Consider the following 19,237-nt stretch of genomic DNA (forward strand, 5'->3'; position numbering starts at 1 on the left):
ACATGGATGTCTGAATGTAACGAATTAGAATTAAAACCCATTAACGACCTACTTGAACTGTCGTTTTTTATACCTGCCTACCAGCGCGGATATCGTTGGTCTAAAAGGCAAGTTACTGAACTGCTTGATGACATTAAAGAGTTTCAGCAACAAGCTGAAAATAGCAATAAAAATGCTTTTTATTGCTTACAGCCTATTGTGGTTAAACAACATAATGGCGATTGGGAATTGGTTGACGGTCAACAGCGGCTGACCACCATATATATAATTCTAACGTACTTAAAAGGCATCCTGACCTTACTTGGTAAATCTAATTATCAATTAAGTTATGAAACACGAGAAGAAAGTGCTGGATTCCTTGAAGATATTAATGAGGAACGCGGTGAGGAAAATATTGACTTCTTCCATATCGCACAAGCTAAAAAAGCAGTAGAAGAATGGTTTAAGGCACAAGATGGTACATATCAAATAAAGTTTATCCAAACGTTATTAAACGATGATGAAACGGGGAAAAACGTAAAAGTTATCTGGTATCAAATTGATGAAACTGAAAATGTCACTGAGGTATTTACTCGGCTAAATATGGGCAAGATCCCTCTGGTCAATGCGGAGCTGGTCAAAGCGCTATTTTTAAAATCGAATAACTTTGCTCAAGACGTAGAAGACTCCATAAGCAAAAAGCCGATTCAAGATCTTCAACAATTAAAGATTTCTCAAGAGTGGGATGCAATTGAAAAACGCTTACAAGATGATGCGTTTTGGTATTTTATTAGCAACAAGTCCATTACCACTAATCGAATCGAATTTGTTTTAGATTTGGCATCCAGAGATTTAGATAGTGATGGCATTTTAGACTCGGACAAATTGAAAATATTTTTAACATTTAACCGATTATTAAGTACCAAAGGCGATAAAGATAAACCTGTTGATGTAACCCGTGAATGGCTAAAGATAAAACAGTGCTTTATGACTCTAGAAGAGTGGTATAACGACCGGGCACTATTTCATTTGATTGGTTACTTAGTTTCGCAAAATATTTCTATTGCTCAAATCTTTAACGTACACCAAGAAGCACTCACAAAGTACGATTTTCGACAGACATTGCTGAAGCTAGTCTTCAGAGAAACCTTTAAAGGTAGAGAGGTTGAGTCATTATCCCAAGAATGGCTGGAAGATAAACTAAACACGTTCACCTATGAATCAGGTGCACATAAGCTAAGATCCGTATTATTACTATTCAACGTTGCTAGCCTGCTTGCAAACCCAGCAAGCAATGCGCGTTTTCAATTTGATAAATATAAAGACCCATCAAATGCTTGGGATATAGAACATATCCGCTCTGTTGCGTCAGATATGCCAAACAGTAAAGACAAACAAAAAGCATGGCTTGAAAATGTTGTTGAATATATTTCTAGCGATGAACACGTTGAAACATACGAATCTGATACTGAAACGGTTAGTGATGAGCAAAATATCAGGTTTGAAGCCCAAGCTTTGCTAAAAACTGCCACTTTCAACAATGACCTGTTTGAAACCTTGTATGACAAGGTAAGAGAACACTATGACCCTGACGGCAACGAAGACGTTGATAATTCCATCGGTAACTTAACATTGCTGGATAGTTCAACTAACCGCAGTTACCAGAATGCTGTGTTCCCGATTAAACGAGCAAGAATCATTTCCTTAGATAAAAAGGCAACCTTTGTCCCCCTATGCACCAAAAATGCATTTCTTAAGTACTACAGCAAACAGGTAGATAAGATGCTGTACTGGGAAGCGAAAGACAGCGAAGATCATCAACAAGCTATGGTAGAAATGCTACTAGGTTTCTTTCAGGGTGTGGGTGTTCATCAAAAAGGAGTTAGGTCATGAATAAGGGAAAAAGTTTAACATTTTTCGGTTTATTTGACGTTGTTGAAGCGATTGAAATTCCAATATTGCAACGTGATTACGCACAGGGCCGAAAAGAAGAGCTTGAAGTTAGAACACTGTTTTTAAAATCACTCTTTCAAGCGCTAAACAACAAAGATGAGTCACGCCAGCCTCTAGATTTAGATTTTGTTTACGGCAATTTTGAAGAGGGCCAAAGTAAGGCTTTTTCTGTTCTGGACGGGCAGCAACGTTTAACCACACTATTTTTACTGCATTGGCACTTAGCGATGCATCATGAACATATTGAAGATTTTAGAAGTCGATTTGTAACTGATGACCAACGATCTCGCTTCACATATAAAACACGCCCAAGCACAACAGAGTTTTTCGATGCATTGACCTCTAAAGATATCGAACTATCAGGTGCAGAGATGAGTAAACAGATTAAAAATAGTCAGTGGTTTTACTTGTCTTGGCAACAAGATCCAACAGTGCAAGCTTGTTTAAATATGCTAGATGCGATTCAAGCATTGTTTTGTCAAAACGATATCGACTTGTACGAGCGAATCATCAATAACTGTGAACCTTACATTACGTTTCAGTTTTTAGATCTTCACTCGTTTGGTTTATCTGATGAGCTTTATATAAAAATGAATGCTCGTGGTAAACCGCTTACTATTTTTGAGAATTTCAAGGCGAAGTTAGAGCAAAAAATTAAGTCTTTTGAAGAGCCTTGGCCCGCATACTCTCTACCATTTAACAAAAACGCTAGCGGTTATGATTACTTTATACATAAAGTAGATACTGACTGGGCAGACCTATTTTGGCCTTATAGAAATGTCTGCTCTAATGACAATACCTTTGATGATGAACTAATGAATTTCATTCGCTTAGTCATTGCCTATCAATACCTAATTGACCATCGAGATTCACCAATCGATCTTCATGTGAATAGCGGAGAACTCTTTGGGCGTAACGGACGATTAGAGGCGCTTACGCTTTCTAAATATGAAGAACTAGACTGCTTAAATAAAGAGTTTATTGTTCGCCTTATTAGCTTCCTTGACCTCATATCTAGAGATGGTTTAATCGATAACCAAATACATAGCTACTTAGAGAATGACTATCATTATTCTGAGTATAAAACTTTTAAAAATGTATTAAAAAATGACGCTAGTTATGATGATAAATTAAGATTCTATGCATTTTATAACTATGTTTCCAAATCACCTTCTGACACGGAATTAAATGAATGGTTGAGAGTTGTATTTAATCTAACCGAAAACACCATTACCAATACCTCAGATGAATTTTACAAAGCATTCTTTGCTATTGATAAGTTGTGTCAATCAGATAAACCTATCCTAGAAAGCCTAGCTGCTGATGTTGAAATATCTGGTTTTGCTGGCGCTCAGATTATTGAAGAAAAGATAAAAGCTCACTTGCTCTTAAAATCTAACGAATGGCGTGAAGCAATTGTCAGTGCAGAAAAACACTCATTCTTGAAAGGCCAGATTGGCTGTCTTTTAAATTTTTCAGAAATATTAACTTACTACCGAGAACAAAAGCACTGTGATTGGGGAGTAGATAAAGATAGTAAGTATTTAGAAAAATTCACACGATATTCCAATGCAATTCAACGCGTATTAAACCAAATTGAAAACAACTCGGCATCAATTGATTACCTTTGGGAAAGAGCGGTGCTAAGTAAAGGCGAATATTTCACTGATAAACGAGGCGATAAGTACAATATGCTCTCCTCTCGCGATACTAGAAACAACATCCCTCGTGATCATAGTTGGAAGAGGTTATTGCGGTTCGGAACAGCTTCAATTGAACAAAAGCAAAGTTACGTAAAAGCAGTATTAGATGACCCACTATTTAATTCTAATGAAGTACAAACATCACTATCTGCTATTTGCTCCAACGCTATAGAGTCAGAGGAAATTGAGCCTTGGAGGAAAGCTTTAATTAAGCATGAAGAACTAATGCGGTACTGCCAGCAAGGCTTTATAGAGAAAAATAATTCTGAATTTGTGTTACTTGGACAGTCACAGCGGAACCATCCTCATGTTGAGCTTTACACGAAAACTCTAGAACTTGAATTATCGCTGGACGAAACCCTATTAACACCGTTTTCAAGTTTATGGTATGTACCAGTTAAATCGCGTGAAGAAAGTGCGCATTTGAAACTAAGCGGTTTTGTTCATCATGGAGAGCGATATTATATTGAGATCCATAAAACAGCTGGCTGCTTTGATATTAGAGTTATAGGTGGTGAGATAGAGAATGCACCTGATACATTAGTAAGTGTATTAGAAAGTGAAGGTTTTGAACTGAGTGGCTTAGCATTACCAAGCCTTGGTATTTACAAATACTTCAGTGATAAAAATCAGAAAAGTATCAACGATGCCAAATCAAAGATTCAGAAACTATGCGCAAGTTTAAAGGATTTAAGCGATGAGTAATGTTGTTCAGTTTAAAGTAAAACAATAAAAGGAATGAACAATGATTAGAGATGGAAGATTAATTTATCACTTATCTGCTTTAGAAAATCTAGAATCGATTCTTCAGCATGGATTGCAACCAAGGTGTGAGCTAAGCAATGATGGATTTGAAGATGTTGCTGATGGTGAAATATTAGATTCTAGGGCTAACCACAGCTTAGATCTTTATGTACCGTTCCACTTTTTCGCCAAAAACCCCTTTGATTATGGCGTACAGAGATCGTACCCGAATAAAGATTTCGTCTTAATTGCTATCCGGAGAAGTACAGCAAGAGCAAATGGCTGGCAAATTGTACCTACACACCCTTTAGCTGAACAGGGTTATCAAATTTTAGACTATGATGCCGGCTTTTTAGCGATTGATTGGGAATTGATGGAAGAAAGAGATTATGATGATAGAGCGTGCAAAGTAGCCTGTATGGCGGAGTGTTTATCGCCTACAAGTGTAAACCCCAACTTGATTTTCTGTATTTATGTTAAAAATGCACGAGTGAAAGCAGTTGTAGATAGGCTGCTGAATTCACATAATGTTGAATGTCATGTAGATATTAATCCTGCAATGTTTGTTGGTGAGTAAATTGTATAACTATAGTCAAACTCTTAACCCACAAAAAGCGCTAATTTGGCGCATAGTGCATCGCAACAATATACCGTGGATCTTAGATAACGGTTTGTATTGTGGTAATAGTCAGGTGCAGTCACCTAATTGGGAAGCAATCGGTAGTTCGGAGTTAATACAAAAACGAGCAACTCATCCAGTCCCGATTTCTCCTTTTGGTTCATTAAATGACTATGTGCCTTTTTACTTTACCCCTTTCTCACCTATGTTGCTCAACATAAAGTCAGGACGAGGTGTTATTCAGAGAGCTAACGAAGACATTGTTATTTTGGTATCATCATTACATAAAGTTGAGCAACTAAACTTGGAATTTGTCTATACAGACATGCATGCATACTATCAATGGGCTAATTTCTATTCTGACTTAAGCTACTTAGGGAAGGTAGATTGGCCTATTTTACAAGCAAGGAATTTTGCTAGAGATCTGAATGATCCTGCGAAGTTCGAGCGATACCAAGCTGAGGCATTAATCAAACAGCATTGTCCAATAAATGCTTTATTAGGCATAGCTTGTTACGACGTTCAAGTTGAACAACAATTAAAACAACATATTCAACAACGCAATATGAATTTGGACGTTATTGTACGTCCGGGATGGTATTTCTAATGATCACTTATACACAAGGTAATTTACTCGAAGCTAACGCAGATGCACTAGTAAATACAGTGAATACTGTAGGGGTCATGGGAAAAGGCATTGCGTTAATGTTCAAAGAGCGCTTTCCTAAAAATATGGCAGAATATGCAAGTGCATGTAAAGCTAAACAAGTAACTACGGGCAAAATGTTTGTTACTGAAACAGGCGAATTAATGGGGCCTAGGTGGATTGTAAACTTCCCTACCAAGCAGCATTGGCGTGCAAAATCTAAAATGGAATGGGTTCAAGATGGCTTAGTTGATCTTCGCCATTTTATAGAAAACAATAATGTCAGTTCTATAGCAATTCCTCCTCTTGGTGCAGGGCAAGGTGGTCTATCTTGGCCTGAGGTGAAATTTGAAATTGAAAAAGCATTATCAGACATTAAAACCACAAATATTATTGTATTTGAACCTACAAGAAAATATCAAAATGTAGCTAAAAAATCAGGTGTAAAGAAACTAACTCCTGCAAGAGCGTTAGTTGCAGAATTGGTAAGACGCTATTGGATATTAGGCATGGAGTGTAGCCTACTAGAAATTCAAAAGTTAGCTTGGTTTTTACAGAGAACCATTGAAAATTCAGGCCTGAAAAATGAGTTGAAGCTTAACTTCGAAGCTAATTATTATGGCCCATATGCCAACAACTTAGAGCACTTGTTAAATGCTTTAGATGGTAGTTATTTGAAATCAGATAAACGTATTCCAGATTGTGATCCTTTAGATGTCATCTGGTTCAATGAAAGAGAGAGGCAAAAAGTTTCGACCTACTTAAGTACCGAGGCAAAAGAGTATTTACCAGCATTAGAAGAAGCAACTGAAGTCATTAATGGCTTTGAGTCTCCTTTTGGTCTTGAGCTTTTATCTACAGTAGATTGGCTTATTACTAAGCAACATTGTGATGCAACAGTTGAGTCTATTAGGGACGGAATAGCTAATTGGCCAGCTGGAGCAAAATGGGCACAGCGAAAATTAAATCTATTTAGTGATAGAGAAATTAAATTTGCTTTAACTAACTTGGAAAAACTAAGTTAATTAAGTTAGTTCAATAAAAAAATATAAAGGAACTATATGAGTAATGTCGGTCAATTAGAACGAAAAACACAAAACCGCATTGTTAAGTTTTTTAAAGAACAACTTGATTATGACTACCTCGGCAATTGGGAATATCGTGAAGGCAACAGCAATATTGAAAAAGGCCTGTTGACCAAATGGCTTAAAGGCCGAGGGTTTTCTGACTCGCTGATTAACCGCACATTACGCCAACTCGATACTGCCGCAGCCCTTGGTGAAGGTAAAAAACTCTTTGATGCAAATAAAGATGTTTATCGCCTACTTCGCTATGGAGTAAAAGAAAAAGAAGGGGCTGGTGAACTAAACCAAACCGTTTGGCTGATTGACTGGAAAAACCCTGATAATAATGACTTTGCCATTGCAGAAGAAGTCACTGTAAACGGCGAGCTTAAAAAGCGCCCTGATATAGTGATCTACGTTAACGGTATTGCTTTAGGTGTTATTGAACTTAAGCGCTCAACCATATCTGTCAGTGAAGGTATTCGTCAAAATCTAGATAATCAAAAGAAAGCCTTCATCCGCAATTTTTTCACTACCATGCAGTTAGTCATGGCGGGTAACGACACGCAAGGCATTCGTTACGGAACCATTGAAACATCAGAAAAATATTATTTAGAGTGGAAAGAGCCAGACCTTTCTGGAGGCTTGCCATCAGCCGATAAAAAAACAAATTCTTTATTAGATACCCATATTACTCAGCTTTGTGACAAGAAAAGGTTTTTACAGCTTATTCATGACTTTATTGTGTTTGACGCAGGTGTTAAGAAAACCTGTCGTCACAACCAGTTTTTTGGAATCCAAGCAGCCAAGAGTCATATTAAATCAAAACAAAATGGCATCATTTGGCACACCCAAGGATCGGGAAAGAGCTTAACTATGGTGTGGTTGGCAAAGTGGATTAGAGAAAATATTACCGATTCTCGTGTTTTAATTGTCACGGACAGAACTGAATTAGATGAACAAATCGAAAAGGTGTTCTCTGGTGTTGATGAAGACATATATCGAACAAAAAGTGGCGAAGACTTAGTTGCTACGTTGAATCAACCTAACCCTTGGTTGTTCTGCTCGCTAGTGCATAAATTTGGTCGAAATGGTGAAGCTCCTAGTGATGAAGAGGATGAGGAAGCTACTAAAGGTTACCTTGCTGCACTCACCCAAAATCTACCTAGCGACTTTATTGCTAAAGGTAACTTATTTGTGTTCGTGGACGAATGCCACAGAACCCAGTCGGGCAAACTCCACGAAGCAATGAACGCAATACTACCAGAAGCAATGTTCATTGGTTTTACGGGCACCCCGTTGATGAAGAGGGACAAGAAGAAGTCGTTAGAGGTATTTGGCCCCTACATTCACACCTATAAGTTTGACGAAGCTGTTAGTGACGGTGTGGTACTTGATCTTCGTTATGAAGCAAGAGATATCGATCAACATTTAACGTCAGAGAAAAAAGTAGATCAATGGTTTGAAGCTAAAACAAAGGGGCTGTCAAACCTTGCTAAGATGCAACTCAAGCAGAAATGGGGCACGATGCAAAAGGTGCTTTCCAGTAAGTCTCGCTTAGAGCAAATCGTTAGCGATATATTGATGGATATGGAGATCAAACCCGCGCTGATGTCTGGCAGAGGTAACGCCATGTTGGTATGTGCTAGCGTCCATCAAGCTTGTGTGGTTTATGAGTTATTTAATAAAACAGATCTTACAGGGAAGTGTGCAATCGTCACAAGTTATCAGCCCGCAGCAAGCACAATCAAAGGGGAAGAGACCGGTGAAGGAAAAACTGAAAAGCTCTTCAAATATACAACTTATCGAAAAATGTTAGCTGACTACTTTGAACAAAGCGAAGAGGAAGCTGCCAAGCGTGTTGAAGAATTTGAAAAGGCTGTTAAGAAACGTTTTATCGAAGAGCCGGGACAAATGCGCTTACTAATTGTTGTCGATAAACTCTTAACTGGCTTTGATGCACCTTCAGCGACTTACCTTTATATCGATAAAAAGATGGCTGATCACAACCTCTTCCAAGCGATTTGTCGTGTAAACAGATTGGATGGTGAAGATAAAGACTATGGTTATATCATCGACTATAAGGACTTGTTCCGGTCACTTGATAAAGCCATAAAGGACTATACCGCAGAAGCTTTTGACGGGTACGATGCAGATGACGTCGAAGGACTTTTAAAAGATCGTTTGACTGAGTCAAAAACAGATTTGAATAATTCGTTAGAAGCTGTAAGGGCCTTATGTGAATCGGTTAAAGCCCCTAGAGATACTAAAGATTTCATTCACTATTTCTGTGGTGAATCTGGTGTAGAACCTGCGGACGAAAATGAACGCACGGAAAAAGAAGCCTTGCGTTTAACGCTATATCAATCAGTCGTTAAGCTTATTCGTGCATACACCAACATTGCTAATGAAATGGAACAAGCAGGCTTTACATTCGAGCAAGCAGAAAATATTAAGAAAGAAGTAGCCTACTTTGAAAAGGTGCGTGACGAAGTAAAACTTGCCAGTGGCGACTTACTCGAAATGAAGCGATTTGAACCTGCTATGCGCCATTTGTTAGATATGTACATTCGTGCAGATGACAGCGAATTACTCATGGATTTTGAAGAACTCGGCCTGATTGATCTAGTAGTGAATAACAATGGTAAAGGGCTTGAATCATTACCTGAAAGCTTGCGTGACAATGAAGCGGCAATGGCAGAAGCGATTGAGAATAACGTAAGAAAAACGATTGTCGATGAGAACCCAGTAAACCCTAAGTACTACGATAGCATGGCATCCTTGCTGGATGAGATTATTAAGCAGCGAAGAGAACAAGCCATTAGCTATCAAGAGTATCTCGAACAAATTCGAGCACTTGCAAAGAAAGTGGTTAATCCTACTGAAAATAGTTCTCAGAGTTACCCTGAGTCTGTTGATACTCCTGCTAAACAAGCGATTTACGACAACTTTGGTAACGATGAAGTACTCGCAACTAAAATCGATACTGCTGTTCGTTATACTAAGAAAGCTGAATGGCTTGGTGATAGATTCAAGGAGCGTGAAATTGCCAATGCGATTAGAGCAGAATCAGGTGGATACGATGTTAACATCGATGATCTTATGGAGCTGATAAAAGCTCAAAAGGAATATCATTAGTGCGTCATACTAAAAGCAATGCTCAAAGTGTTGAAGTAGTGCGTATTGGTGAAATCGATGTGGAGCTAAATCGCAGAGCCATTAAAAATATTCACCTGAGCGTATTACCGCCCAATGGCAAAGTGCGATTGTCTATTCCGAATGATACGAGTGAACAAAAGATCAGACTGGCTATTGTTAATAAGCTGGCGTGGATCAAAAAACAGCAAGCTGACTTTGCTGGGCAAGAACGCCAATCCACACGCGAAATGGTTAATGGTGAATGCCACTATCTTTGGGGTAAAAAATATCGATTAAAGCTTATCGAAGCAACAGGTAGATACAATGTCACGGCAAAAGGAAATGGCAACTTAGAGATAGCTATAGCTGAAAATACTTCAACAGATAACAAGCTCAAATTACTCAACCGCTTTTACCGATATGAAATGAACGGTTCAATAGCCAAAATGCTTCCTAAATGGCAGAAGAAGTTAGGTGTAGCACCTGACTCATTAGGGATCAAAAAAATGAAAACCAAGTGGGGCAGTTGCAATATTCAAGCAAAACGCATTTGGTTGAACTTAGAACTCGCTAAAAAACCAATAGAGTGTATGGAGTTTATCCTTGTTCATGAATTAGTGCATCTTCATGAGCGCCACCACAACGAACGTTTTCGGTTATTAATGAACAAGCATTTGCCCAATTGGAAAGAACGTCGAGATTTGCTTAATAGCCTTCCTCTGGCTTATGAGGACTGGAGTTACTAACTTGAAAATATTGCACTGTACCGAGTTGCATTATTCTGATGATGCTATTACGTGGATTAATGAGAATAGTGAAAGCTTTGATGTTATTTGCCTTACGGGCGATTTTTTAGATCATAGAGAAACTCAATTTCAGCAGAAGAACAAATTAGCTTTTATAAAAAATGGTTTAATGAATTCAATCAGCCTGTTTTAGAGTGTTCTGATAATCACGATTTTTGTAATGGAACACAATCTTGGCTGGAGGGAAAAGCAGGTTTCTTGGGGATGTAACAATAACGACAATCAAAGGGATCAAATTTGGTTGTATAAAATATGACAGCGACTATTTTGCGGCATTCAAAAGGTGCGATATTATTTTATATCATGTACCACCAAAAGGAACTTCCTGCTCCAAGCTAAACGGATAAGACTTTGGATGTAGCAATATTCGTCTGGCACTAAACCAAAAATTAAGATCACCAAATTACCTCCTTACTGGCCATGTTCATAGGCCACAAAAACATGCAATTAGACTTAGTTCAATTGTTGTATCTAATGCAAGTGGCGTTCATAAAAGTGGTAAAGCAAGTTATGCGGTAATTGAGTTATAAATTGAAAAGCCGTCAATAATCAAAACTCAATTGGATTCACATAAAAAAATCTATCGAGCTTAAAATGACTAACTTATATTTTTGGCTGGTAATAGCAAAGGGCCTTTCGACCCTTTTTCACAAACTATATTTAAATCACAAACTTTATTTAACGTACACAAACTTCATTCGAAACTGACATCAAAAAAATCAATCTTCCATATAGGTCTCAATGCTTGGGCATGAGCAGATCAAGTTACGATCGCCATATACGTCGTCGATGCGGTTAACGCTTGGCCAGAATTTATTTCTAGCCACTGACGGCACTGGGTATGCGGCAGTTTGACGGTCGTAGGCACGATTCCAGTCGCTGTCGCAGATGTCGTCTAGGGTGTGTGGTGCGTTGTGTAATGGGTTGTCGGTTGCATCCCATTCGCCACTTTCCACTTTCGCCATTTCTGCGCGTATGCAGATCATGGCTTCGATGAAGCGGTCTAGTTCTGCTTTTGCTTCAGATTCTGTTGGTTCGATCATCAGCGTACCAGCTACTGGGAAGCTCATAGTTGGCGCGTGGAAACCGTAGTCGTTTAGGCGTTTAGCCACATCCATTTCAGTTACACCTGAGGTTTCCTTAGCTGGACGCAAGTCGATGATACATTCGTGAGCAACACGATTGTTACGACCTTTGTAAAGCACTGGATAATGCCCTTCGAGTTTCTGGGCTACGTAGTTGGCATTTAGCATTGCCACTTCGGTGGCTTTTTTGAGGCCTTCGCTGCCCATCATTTTGATGTACATATAGCTGATTGGCAGAATCGATGCACTTCCCCACGGCGCGGCTGAAACAGCGCCGTTTCCAGCAGTGGTATTACCGGTATCGACTACTTTGTGATTCGGCAAAAATGGGGCTAAGTGGGCTTTTACGCCGATAGGTCCCATACCAGGGCCACCGCCACCGTGTGGAATACAGAAGGTTTTGTGCAAGTTTAAGTGCGACACATCACCACCAATTAATCCCGGTGAGGTTACCCCAACTTGGGCATTCATATTAGCGCCGTCCATGTAAACCTGACCACCAAACTCGTGCACAATGTCACACATTTCTTTGATGGTTTCTTCGTAAACACCGTGGGTAGATGGGTATGTGATCATTGCACAAGACAGATTTTCAGCCACTTCTTCGGCTTTTTTGCGCAAGTCAGCTAAATCGACATTACCGTTTTTATCGCAGTTAACCACAACCACTTTCAAACTTACCATTTGCGCTGACGCAGGGTTAGTTCCATGGGCTGAGCTTGGAATTAAACATACGTTTCTGTGTCCTTCTCCGCGGCTTTCATGGTAATTTTTGATGGCGATTAGGCCAGCATATTCACCTTGCGCACCAGAGTTAGGTTGCATCGACATCGCATCGTACCCGGTGATATTAATTAACCAATCGCTTAGCTCGTCAATCATCTGCTTGTAACCTTGCGCCTGTTCAATTGGCGCAAATGGATGCAGTTTGCCAAATTCTGGCCAAGTTACCGGGATCATTTCCGCAGTGGCATTCAACTTCATGGTACATGAACCAAGGCTTATCATTGAATGGTTTAAGGCTAAATCTTTGTCTTCCAAAGATTTAATATAACGCAACATTTCGGTTTCTGAGTGATAAGAGTTAAACACTGGGTTAGTTAAAATCTCATCAGTGCGCAGTAAATGCGTGGGTAATGATTTCGAACCTTGGGTGGTAATTTCTGCGTCCATCATTTCAATATTGAAACCGTGGGTATCGCCGCAGAATAAATCAATAAGCGCTTTTAAGTCGTGACGCGTCGTGGTTTCATCAACAGAAATTCCCACTTCGTTTGCAGCTAGATCTGAACGTAAATTCATACCCGCTTGTGCAGCACGAGCAATAAGGGCGTCTTTGTCTTCAACTAACACAGTGATGGTGTCGAACCAGCTATTATGCTTCAACGCATAACCATGACGGGTCAATGCTGCAGCTAATAAGTCAGCAAAACGATTAATGCGTGTTGCAATGGTTTTTAAACCTTGCGGACCATGGTACACCGCGTAGAACGAGGCCATGTTTGCAAGCAATACTTGGGCGGTACAAATGTTTGAGTTAGCTTTTTCACGGCGGATATGTTGCTCACGGGTTTGCAATGCCATGCGCAGTGCAGGACGTCCGCGAGTATCTTTAGATACCCCAATAATGCGGCCAGGTAGCGAGCGTTTATAAGCATCGCGAGTGGCAAAAAAGGCGGCGTGTGGACCACCGTAGCCCATTGGCACGCCAAAACGTTGAGCAGAACCTAGAACCACATCCGCGCCCATATCACCTGGTGATTTTAGTAAGACTAAGCTCATAATGTCTGCCGCAACGGCTACTATGGCTTTGTTTTCATGTAATGCACTGATGATATCGGTCAGATCTTTGACTTCACCAGTAGTGCCTGGGTATTGCAACAAAGCGCCGAATATATCGTGTGAAGCGGCCTCTGAGTCTTTGCCAACAATCACATCAAACCCGAACATTTCTGCACGGGTTTTAATCACATCCAATGTTTGTGGATGCACGTCGTCTGCCACAAAAAAGCTATTGGCTTTACGGTTTTTAGATACACGCTTAGCAAGCCCCATGGCTTCTGCAGCGGCCGTTGCTTCATCTAATAAAGAGGCAGAAGCAAGTTCTAATCCGGTTAAATCAATTGTCACTTGTTGATAGTTCAACAGCGCCTCTAAACGACCTTGGGCGATTTCAGGCTGATAAGGCGTATATGCCGTGTACCAACCTGGATTTTCCAATACATTACGTAAAATCACATTTGGCGTGATGGTATCGTTATAACCCATGCCGATAAAACTGCGTTTAATCTGATTCTTACTCGCAATTTGCTTGAGCTCTTGTAATGCTTGTACTTCGGTTATGCTGTCGCCAATGTTTAAGGATTCTGGTAAACGGATCCCAGCAGGAACAGTCTGCTTCATCAAGTCGTCTAATGACTCAGCGCCAACAAATTCGAGCATTTCTGCCATTTCGCTTTCGCTTGGGCCAATATGACGCCTTACAAAATCTTCGGTCTGTTCTAACTGAGCGAGTGAAAACGGAGTATTAGCCATGAATGAGTGCCTTTAATTTGAACAATGTGATACTGGAAATAGAAATGCAAAAGCTCTCTATATATTTGAATTCAATACAACTTGTTTGCTATCAATAGATAATACTCGCCACCTGTAATTACGAATAATTACAGTTGCGAGCATTCTACTGATAACGAGTATTAGTCTTCGTCGATACTGTTTGCGTAACCTTCAGCATCTAACAAAGATTCCACTTCAGCTGGATCTTCAGCTTCTATGCGGAACAACCAACCGTCGCCAAAAGCGTCACTATTAACAAGTTCTGGTGTGTTTTCCAAATCTTCGTTAATGGCTACGATCGTTCCTGTAATAGGTGCATAAACATCAGAAGCTGCTTTTACTGACTCAGCTACAGCCACGTCGTCTCCAGCGCCTACCGCGTCGCCAACTTCTGGCAACTCAACAAATACCATATCACCCAAAAGCTCTTGAGCATGCTCAGTGATCCCCACAGTAAAAGTACCGTCACCTTCAGGTCTAACCCATTCATGGGTGGATGCATAACGTAATTCTGATGGAATGTTGCTCATAATCGTTCCTAAATATTGGTTTTTATTAAACTACTTAATCGAAATTTCATTTAAGGTGATGTTATCTCACCTTTTTAAAGAACACTTTTTCCGTTTCTAACAAAGCTAGGTTTAACGATGTTAACGGTTACCCACTTTTTACGCATTTCTACTTCAGCGGTGGTATCTGCAGTAGCAGGAATTCTTGCCATTGCAATACTGTGTCCTAGGGTTGGAGAAAATGTACCGGAAGTAATCACGCCTTCCCCTTCAGACACCTTCACTTTTTGACCGGTGCGCAAAACACCTTTGTCAGTCATCACCAAGCCCACTAACTTCTGAGTGCCTTCAGCCTTCTGTGTTTCAAGTGCTTTACGGCCCATGAAATCACGATCTGCTGGTTCCCAAGTTATAGTCCAAGCCATGTTTGCGGCTAGCGGAGAAATCGTTTCGTCCATGTCTTGGCCATATAAATTCATACCGGCTTCCAAACGCAAGGTATCACGAGCACCTAAGCCGCATGGAGCAACACCAGCTTCGATCAGACGTTGCCAGAAATCACCCGCCATTTCGTTAGGCACCATAATTTCGTAACCCGCTTCGCCAGTATAACCGGTCGTAGCGATAAACAAATCTTCTGCTTGCACACCAAAAAACGGCTTCATTCCAGCAACAGCCTCTTTTTGTGCGTCTGAAAACAAAGTCGCGGCTTTTTGTTTAGCGTTCGGGCCTTGCACAGCGATCATTGCATAATCAGGGATTTCAGTAATAGTAACCTCAAAACCATCAGCTACGCTGTTCAACCAATCCATGTCTTTTTCACGAGTGGCTGAGTTAACAACCAAGCGATAATTTGTTTCGTCGAAGTGATAAACAATCAAATCATCTACCACACCGCCTTCTTCATTTAACATACCGCTGTAAAGGGCTTTACCTTTTTCGGTCAATTTGGCTACATCATTAGCCAATAGTTTGCGTAAATAGCCTTTAGCTTCACTGCCTTTTACATCCACAATCGTCATATGCGACACATCGAACATGCCAGCATCTTTTCTCACTGCATGATGTTCTTCAATTTGTGAACCATAATTAATCGGCATTTCCCAGCCATGGAAGTCCACCATTTTTGCGCCAGCTTCAATATGCTTGGGGTGTAAAACTGTTTTGTTGGTCATTTACCTTCACCTGATTGAGTCACTTTGAATTAGCAGTATAGAAATCACTCGGCGCTGGGACAAATTGATAATTCAAATGCTTACATAATTTTTTTAAATGTATTAAATTACTTAAATTAGTAATCCTAATGAATTTATAAGCTGAATATCTTTTATGAGACAACTGTCTTTAGACCAATTGCGTACTTTTGTAACTGTCGTAGAGCTAGGCGGCTTCGCTAAAGCGGGTGACATGCTGGGCCGTTCGCAGCCGGCAATCAGTTTACAAATTAAGAAATTAGAAGAACAACTTGGACGTCGCCTATTTGATAAAATTGGCCAGCGCCAGTTAGTCAACCAAGATGGTCAGGCGCTATTGCAACAAGCTAGAACCATGCTGAGTATCAACGACGACATATTCCGTCAATTCGAACAATCGTCTTTACGAGGCCGACTGCGACTAGGCATACCTAGCGAATTTGCTACTACCCTACTCCCCAGTATCATCGGAGAATTCAGTAAACAATATCCAGATGTCGCCCTAGAAGTCACCTCTGAACTGAGCCGTAGTTTACTCAATGATAAAAATCACCGTGACTTTGATTTAGTGCTGGCACTAGTGCATCCAGATCAACAAACCGAAGGTGAAGTGGTGTTAGAAGATGAGTTAATTTGGGTGGGCGATGCAAATAAAGCCATAAGCGCTAACAAAGTAGCACTGGTTTTAGCTCCAGATGGCTGTGTTTATCGCTCCCGTGTAATTGAAAAACTTAAACAACAAACCACCAGCTGGCGAATCACCTATACCAATGCCGATCTTTATGGGTTGATAGCAGCAATACAACAAGGTTTAGGCATCACCGCGTTAGCAAGGTCTAGTTTACCCAGTGCCTTACAGGAAATTCGCCATAAGTCGTTGCCACAATTAGGCAAAATCAAAATATGCCTATTCAACCTCGATACCCAACACCCGCAAATTAGTCGCGCCTTAGCCGATTTCATCATGGCCAGGTTGAAATCGTAAGCCCCGCGCAAAATCCACCCTGTAGGCGGTGGCTTTAGCCCCGCGTTAGGGGAATTCCATGGCCTAAAGACCATGCTACAAATAAGATGATTTCCCCTACCCTGTAGGCGGTGGTTTTAGCCCCGCGTTAGGGGAATTTCATGGCCTAAAGGCCATGCTACAACCTGCGCGGAAACCTTGGTGGGAGGTTAACCACCTTCCATGGCCTAAAGACCATGCTACGACCTGTAGGCGGTGGTTTTAGCCCCGCGTTAGGGGAATTCCATGGCCTAAAGACCATGCTACAACCTGCGCGGAAACCTTGGTGGGAGGTTAACCACCTTCCATGGCCTAAAGGCCATGCTACAAATAAGATGATTTCCCCTACCCTGTAGGCGGTGGCTTTAGCCCCGCGTTAGGGGAATTTCATGGCCTAAAGACCATGCTACAACCTGCGCGCAATCATCGGTGGGAGGTTAACCATCTCCCATAGCCTAAAGACCATGCTACAACCTGCGCGCAAACCTTGGTGGGAGGTTAACCATTTTCCATGGCCTAAAGACCATGCTACAACCTGCGCGAAAACCTCGTTGGGAGGTTAACCACCTTCCATGGCCTAAAGGCCATGCTACAAATAAGATGATTTCCCCTACCCTGTAGGCGGTGGCTTTAGCCCCGCGTTAGGGGAATTTCATGGCCTAAAGACCATGCTACAAATAAGATGATTTCCCCTACCCTGTAAGCGGTGGCTTTAGCCCCGCATCATCGGAACATAACAACAGGCTGAAGCCCGTCCTACAGTGGTGGATTAAACCGAAAGCGGGACTAATCGACCTAGTGGTTCGTCTAATGATTTAGGGGGTTCGGTGAACCAATGGGCTTGTTTATCCCCCATGTAAAGACAATCCTCTAAACGCACACCAAACTCGCCGGGGATATAAATTCCGGGCTCATTCGACAAGCACATACCTTTATTTAGTGGCGTTGTTTCACCTTTAACAAAGTTGACACTTTCATGACCTTCCATGCCGATGCCGTGCCCTGTTCGGTGTGACAAACCAGGTAGCTTGTAAAGTGGCCCATAACCTTGTTTTTCGTAATACGCTCTCACCGCGTCGTCCACTTTACCCGCAGCAGTACCAACTAGAGCGGTTTCGTATGCTATTTGTTGGCCTTTTTTGACCGTTTCCCAAACTGCGCGCTGTTTTTTAGATGCTTCGCCGAAAACAAAGGTTCGACTGATATCTGATTGATAACCATGCACACTACAACCGCTGTCCATTAAAATGACTGAGCCTTGTTTAATAACCTGCGACTGCCCAGTGCCATGTGGATAAGCACTTGCTTCATTAAACAGCGCTAAACACCAAGTATTTGTGCCGCCAAGCTGTGATTGAGTAGCGTCCATCAATTGTTTTACATCGTGTTGCGTCATGCCCAATTGAAGCTGAGAAAACACATGTTCATAGGCCATCAAAGTCACTTCATTGGCTTTATGCATAAGCGTCAATTCATGTGCAGATTTATACATGCGGCAAGCTAAGGTGACCGGTTCGGCGCTGACGTGATTCATATCAGGTAGCAAAGCCATTACGCCATCAAGGACGAAGTATCTAAGCGTAGACTCAAAACCCAACTTGCCTTTTCTTATGCCTCGGTCTTGCAAAACCTGTTTGATTAGCTCAAAGGGACTTTCATGCTCTTGCCAAACTCGAACATCATCACCAAGTTTTAAAGACTCACGAATACTTGGCTCTTCAAAAAAGGGACAAACAACGGCAATATCACCGCTTTGAGGAATGACAACGCCGGTAAGCCTTTCACTTCGCCACCACTGAATTCCAGTAAAGTAATCCATAGCCGCACCAGGCTCTAGAATAATGGCATCTATTTTTTGTTCTGCCATATGCTTCTGCGCCGCAGCAATACGCAGCTTTTTCTCTTGCACTGAAATCGGTTGAACGTTGCCAGTAACCTTTGACAGTTTGGTTGATGTAACAGGTGATGCCGCGGTCTCCAACGACAAACCATTGAATGCTATAGATGCCATTCCGAAAGAGGATAATTTTAAGAAAGTTCTTTTTTGCACAATGATATAAGCCCAAGACGTTTTTAATTATAATATGTGCAAAAAACACGCAACGCAATATTGCTACTCTAGACTTCCTTCAATCTCTATCCCGAAGCCCTGCTATGAAACGTTTAAGGCAAATAACTTATCGAAAAGCATACGGTCTACAATATTTGAAAACGATTCAGTCATGTACAAAGCATAACT

The 19,237-nt window shown here is 40.9% G+C and carries 12 protein-coding genes; 8 read left to right on the forward strand and 4 right to left on the reverse strand.

Annotated features, from left to right (window positions below):
• The first annotated feature begins 6 nt into the window (after window positions 1-6).
• From VUI23_RS15920 to VUI23_RS15950, 7 genes are read left to right on the forward strand one after another with little or no spacing between them, the layout of a single operon-like run.
• Window positions 7-1,872, forward strand: coding sequence for a DUF262 domain-containing protein (locus VUI23_RS15920; protein ID WP_342804980.1), 1,866 nt, complete (start codon window positions 7-9; stop codon window positions 1,870-1,872).
• Entirely contained in the window at window positions 1,869-4,340 is a 2,472-nt protein-coding gene (locus VUI23_RS15925; protein ID WP_342804981.1) for a DUF262 domain-containing protein, read from the forward strand. The genes VUI23_RS15920 and VUI23_RS15925 overlap by 4 nt, the downstream gene beginning before the upstream one ends.
• Before the next feature lie 40 nt (window positions 4,341-4,380).
• Window positions 4,381-4,956, forward strand: coding sequence for a DarT ssDNA thymidine ADP-ribosyltransferase family protein (locus tag VUI23_RS15930; RefSeq protein WP_008843035.1), 576 nt, complete (start codon window positions 4,381-4,383; stop codon window positions 4,954-4,956).
• Window positions 4,949-5,605, forward strand: a complete 657-nt coding sequence (locus tag VUI23_RS15935) for a DUF4433 domain-containing protein (RefSeq protein ID WP_342804982.1) — start codon at window positions 4,949-4,951, stop codon at window positions 5,603-5,605. The genes VUI23_RS15930 and VUI23_RS15935 overlap by 8 nt, the downstream gene beginning before the upstream one ends.
• Window positions 5,605-6,669, forward strand: a complete 1,065-nt coding sequence (locus VUI23_RS15940; protein WP_342804983.1) for a macro domain-containing protein — start codon at window positions 5,605-5,607, stop codon at window positions 6,667-6,669. Before VUI23_RS15935 ends, VUI23_RS15940 begins: the two co-directional genes overlap by 1 nt.
• Window positions 6,670-6,705: 36 nt before the next feature.
• Window positions 6,706-9,846: an HsdR family type I site-specific deoxyribonuclease gene (locus VUI23_RS15945; RefSeq protein ID WP_342804984.1), complete on the forward strand. Its 3,141-nt coding sequence runs from the start codon at window positions 6,706-6,708 to the stop codon at window positions 9,844-9,846.
• On the forward strand, window positions 9,846-10,592 hold the full coding sequence (locus tag VUI23_RS15950; RefSeq protein WP_008843031.1) for a SprT family zinc-dependent metalloprotease: 747 nt from the start codon (window positions 9,846-9,848) through the stop codon (window positions 10,590-10,592). The genes VUI23_RS15945 and VUI23_RS15950 overlap by 1 nt, the downstream gene beginning before the upstream one ends.
• A 779-nt stretch (window positions 10,593-11,371) precedes the next feature.
• On the opposite strand, the gene gcvP is transcribed toward VUI23_RS15950, so the two are convergent.
• From gcvP to gcvT, 3 genes are all read right to left on the reverse strand, one after another.
• Entirely contained in the window at window positions 11,372-14,272 is a 2,901-nt protein-coding gene (gcvP, locus tag VUI23_RS15955; protein ID WP_342804985.1) for an aminomethyl-transferring glycine dehydrogenase, read from the reverse strand.
• A 161-nt stretch (window positions 14,273-14,433) separates the two neighbouring features.
• On the reverse strand, window positions 14,434-14,823 hold the full coding sequence (gcvH, locus tag VUI23_RS15960; RefSeq protein ID WP_342804986.1) for a glycine cleavage system protein GcvH: 390 nt from the start codon (window positions 14,821-14,823) through the stop codon (window positions 14,434-14,436).
• A 74-nt stretch (window positions 14,824-14,897) separates the two neighbouring features.
• On the reverse strand, window positions 14,898-15,977 hold the full coding sequence (gcvT, locus tag VUI23_RS15965; RefSeq protein WP_342804987.1) for a glycine cleavage system aminomethyltransferase GcvT: 1,080 nt from the start codon (window positions 15,975-15,977) through the stop codon (window positions 14,898-14,900).
• A gap of 154 nt (window positions 15,978-16,131) precedes the next feature.
• Here gcvT and VUI23_RS15970 point away from each other — a divergent pair, with 154 nt between their 5' ends.
• Window positions 16,132-16,980: a LysR family transcriptional regulator gene (locus VUI23_RS15970; RefSeq protein ID WP_216047184.1), complete on the forward strand. Its 849-nt coding sequence runs from the start codon at window positions 16,132-16,134 to the stop codon at window positions 16,978-16,980.
• A gap of 787 nt (window positions 16,981-17,767) precedes the next feature.
• Here the strand turns inward: VUI23_RS15970 and VUI23_RS15975 are convergent.
• Complete coding sequence (locus VUI23_RS15975; protein ID WP_342808308.1) at window positions 17,768-19,054, reverse strand: Xaa-Pro peptidase family protein; 1,287 nt, start codon at window positions 19,052-19,054, stop codon at window positions 17,768-17,770.
• Window positions 19,055-19,237: the final 183 nt, after the last annotated feature.

It is taken from the genome of Alteromonas sp. M12 (assembly GCF_037478005.1).
Lineage (GTDB): Bacteria > Pseudomonadota > Gammaproteobacteria > Enterobacterales > Alteromonadaceae > Aliiglaciecola > Aliiglaciecola lipolytica_A.

Bases quoted from the DNA above. Each gene is read 5' to 3' on its own strand.
- VUI23_RS15920 (WP_342804980.1), top strand. From the start codon at position 7: ATGTCTGAATGTAACGAATTAGAATTAAAACCCATTAACGACCTACTT.
- VUI23_RS15925 (WP_342804981.1), top strand. From the start codon at position 1,869: ATGAATAAGGGAAAAAGTTTAACATTTTTCGGTTTATTTGACGTTGTT.
- VUI23_RS15930 (WP_008843035.1), top strand. From the start codon at position 4,381: ATGATTAGAGATGGAAGATTAATTTATCACTTATCTGCTTTAGAAAAT.
- VUI23_RS15940 (WP_342804983.1), top strand. From the start codon at position 5,605: ATGATCACTTATACACAAGGTAATTTACTCGAAGCTAACGCAGATGCA.
- VUI23_RS15945 (WP_342804984.1), top strand. From the start codon at position 6,706: ATGAGTAATGTCGGTCAATTAGAACGAAAAACACAAAACCGCATTGTT.
- gcvP (WP_342804985.1), bottom strand. From the start codon at position 14,272: ATGGCTAATACTCCGTTTTCACTCGCTCAGTTAGAACAGACCGAAGAT.
- gcvH (WP_342804986.1), bottom strand. From the start codon at position 14,823: ATGAGCAACATTCCATCAGAATTACGTTATGCATCCACCCATGAATGG.
- gcvT (WP_342804987.1), bottom strand. From the start codon at position 15,977: ATGACCAACAAAACAGTTTTACACCCCAAGCATATTGAAGCTGGCGCA.
- VUI23_RS15970 (WP_216047184.1), top strand. From the start codon at position 16,132: ATGAGACAACTGTCTTTAGACCAATTGCGTACTTTTGTAACTGTCGTA.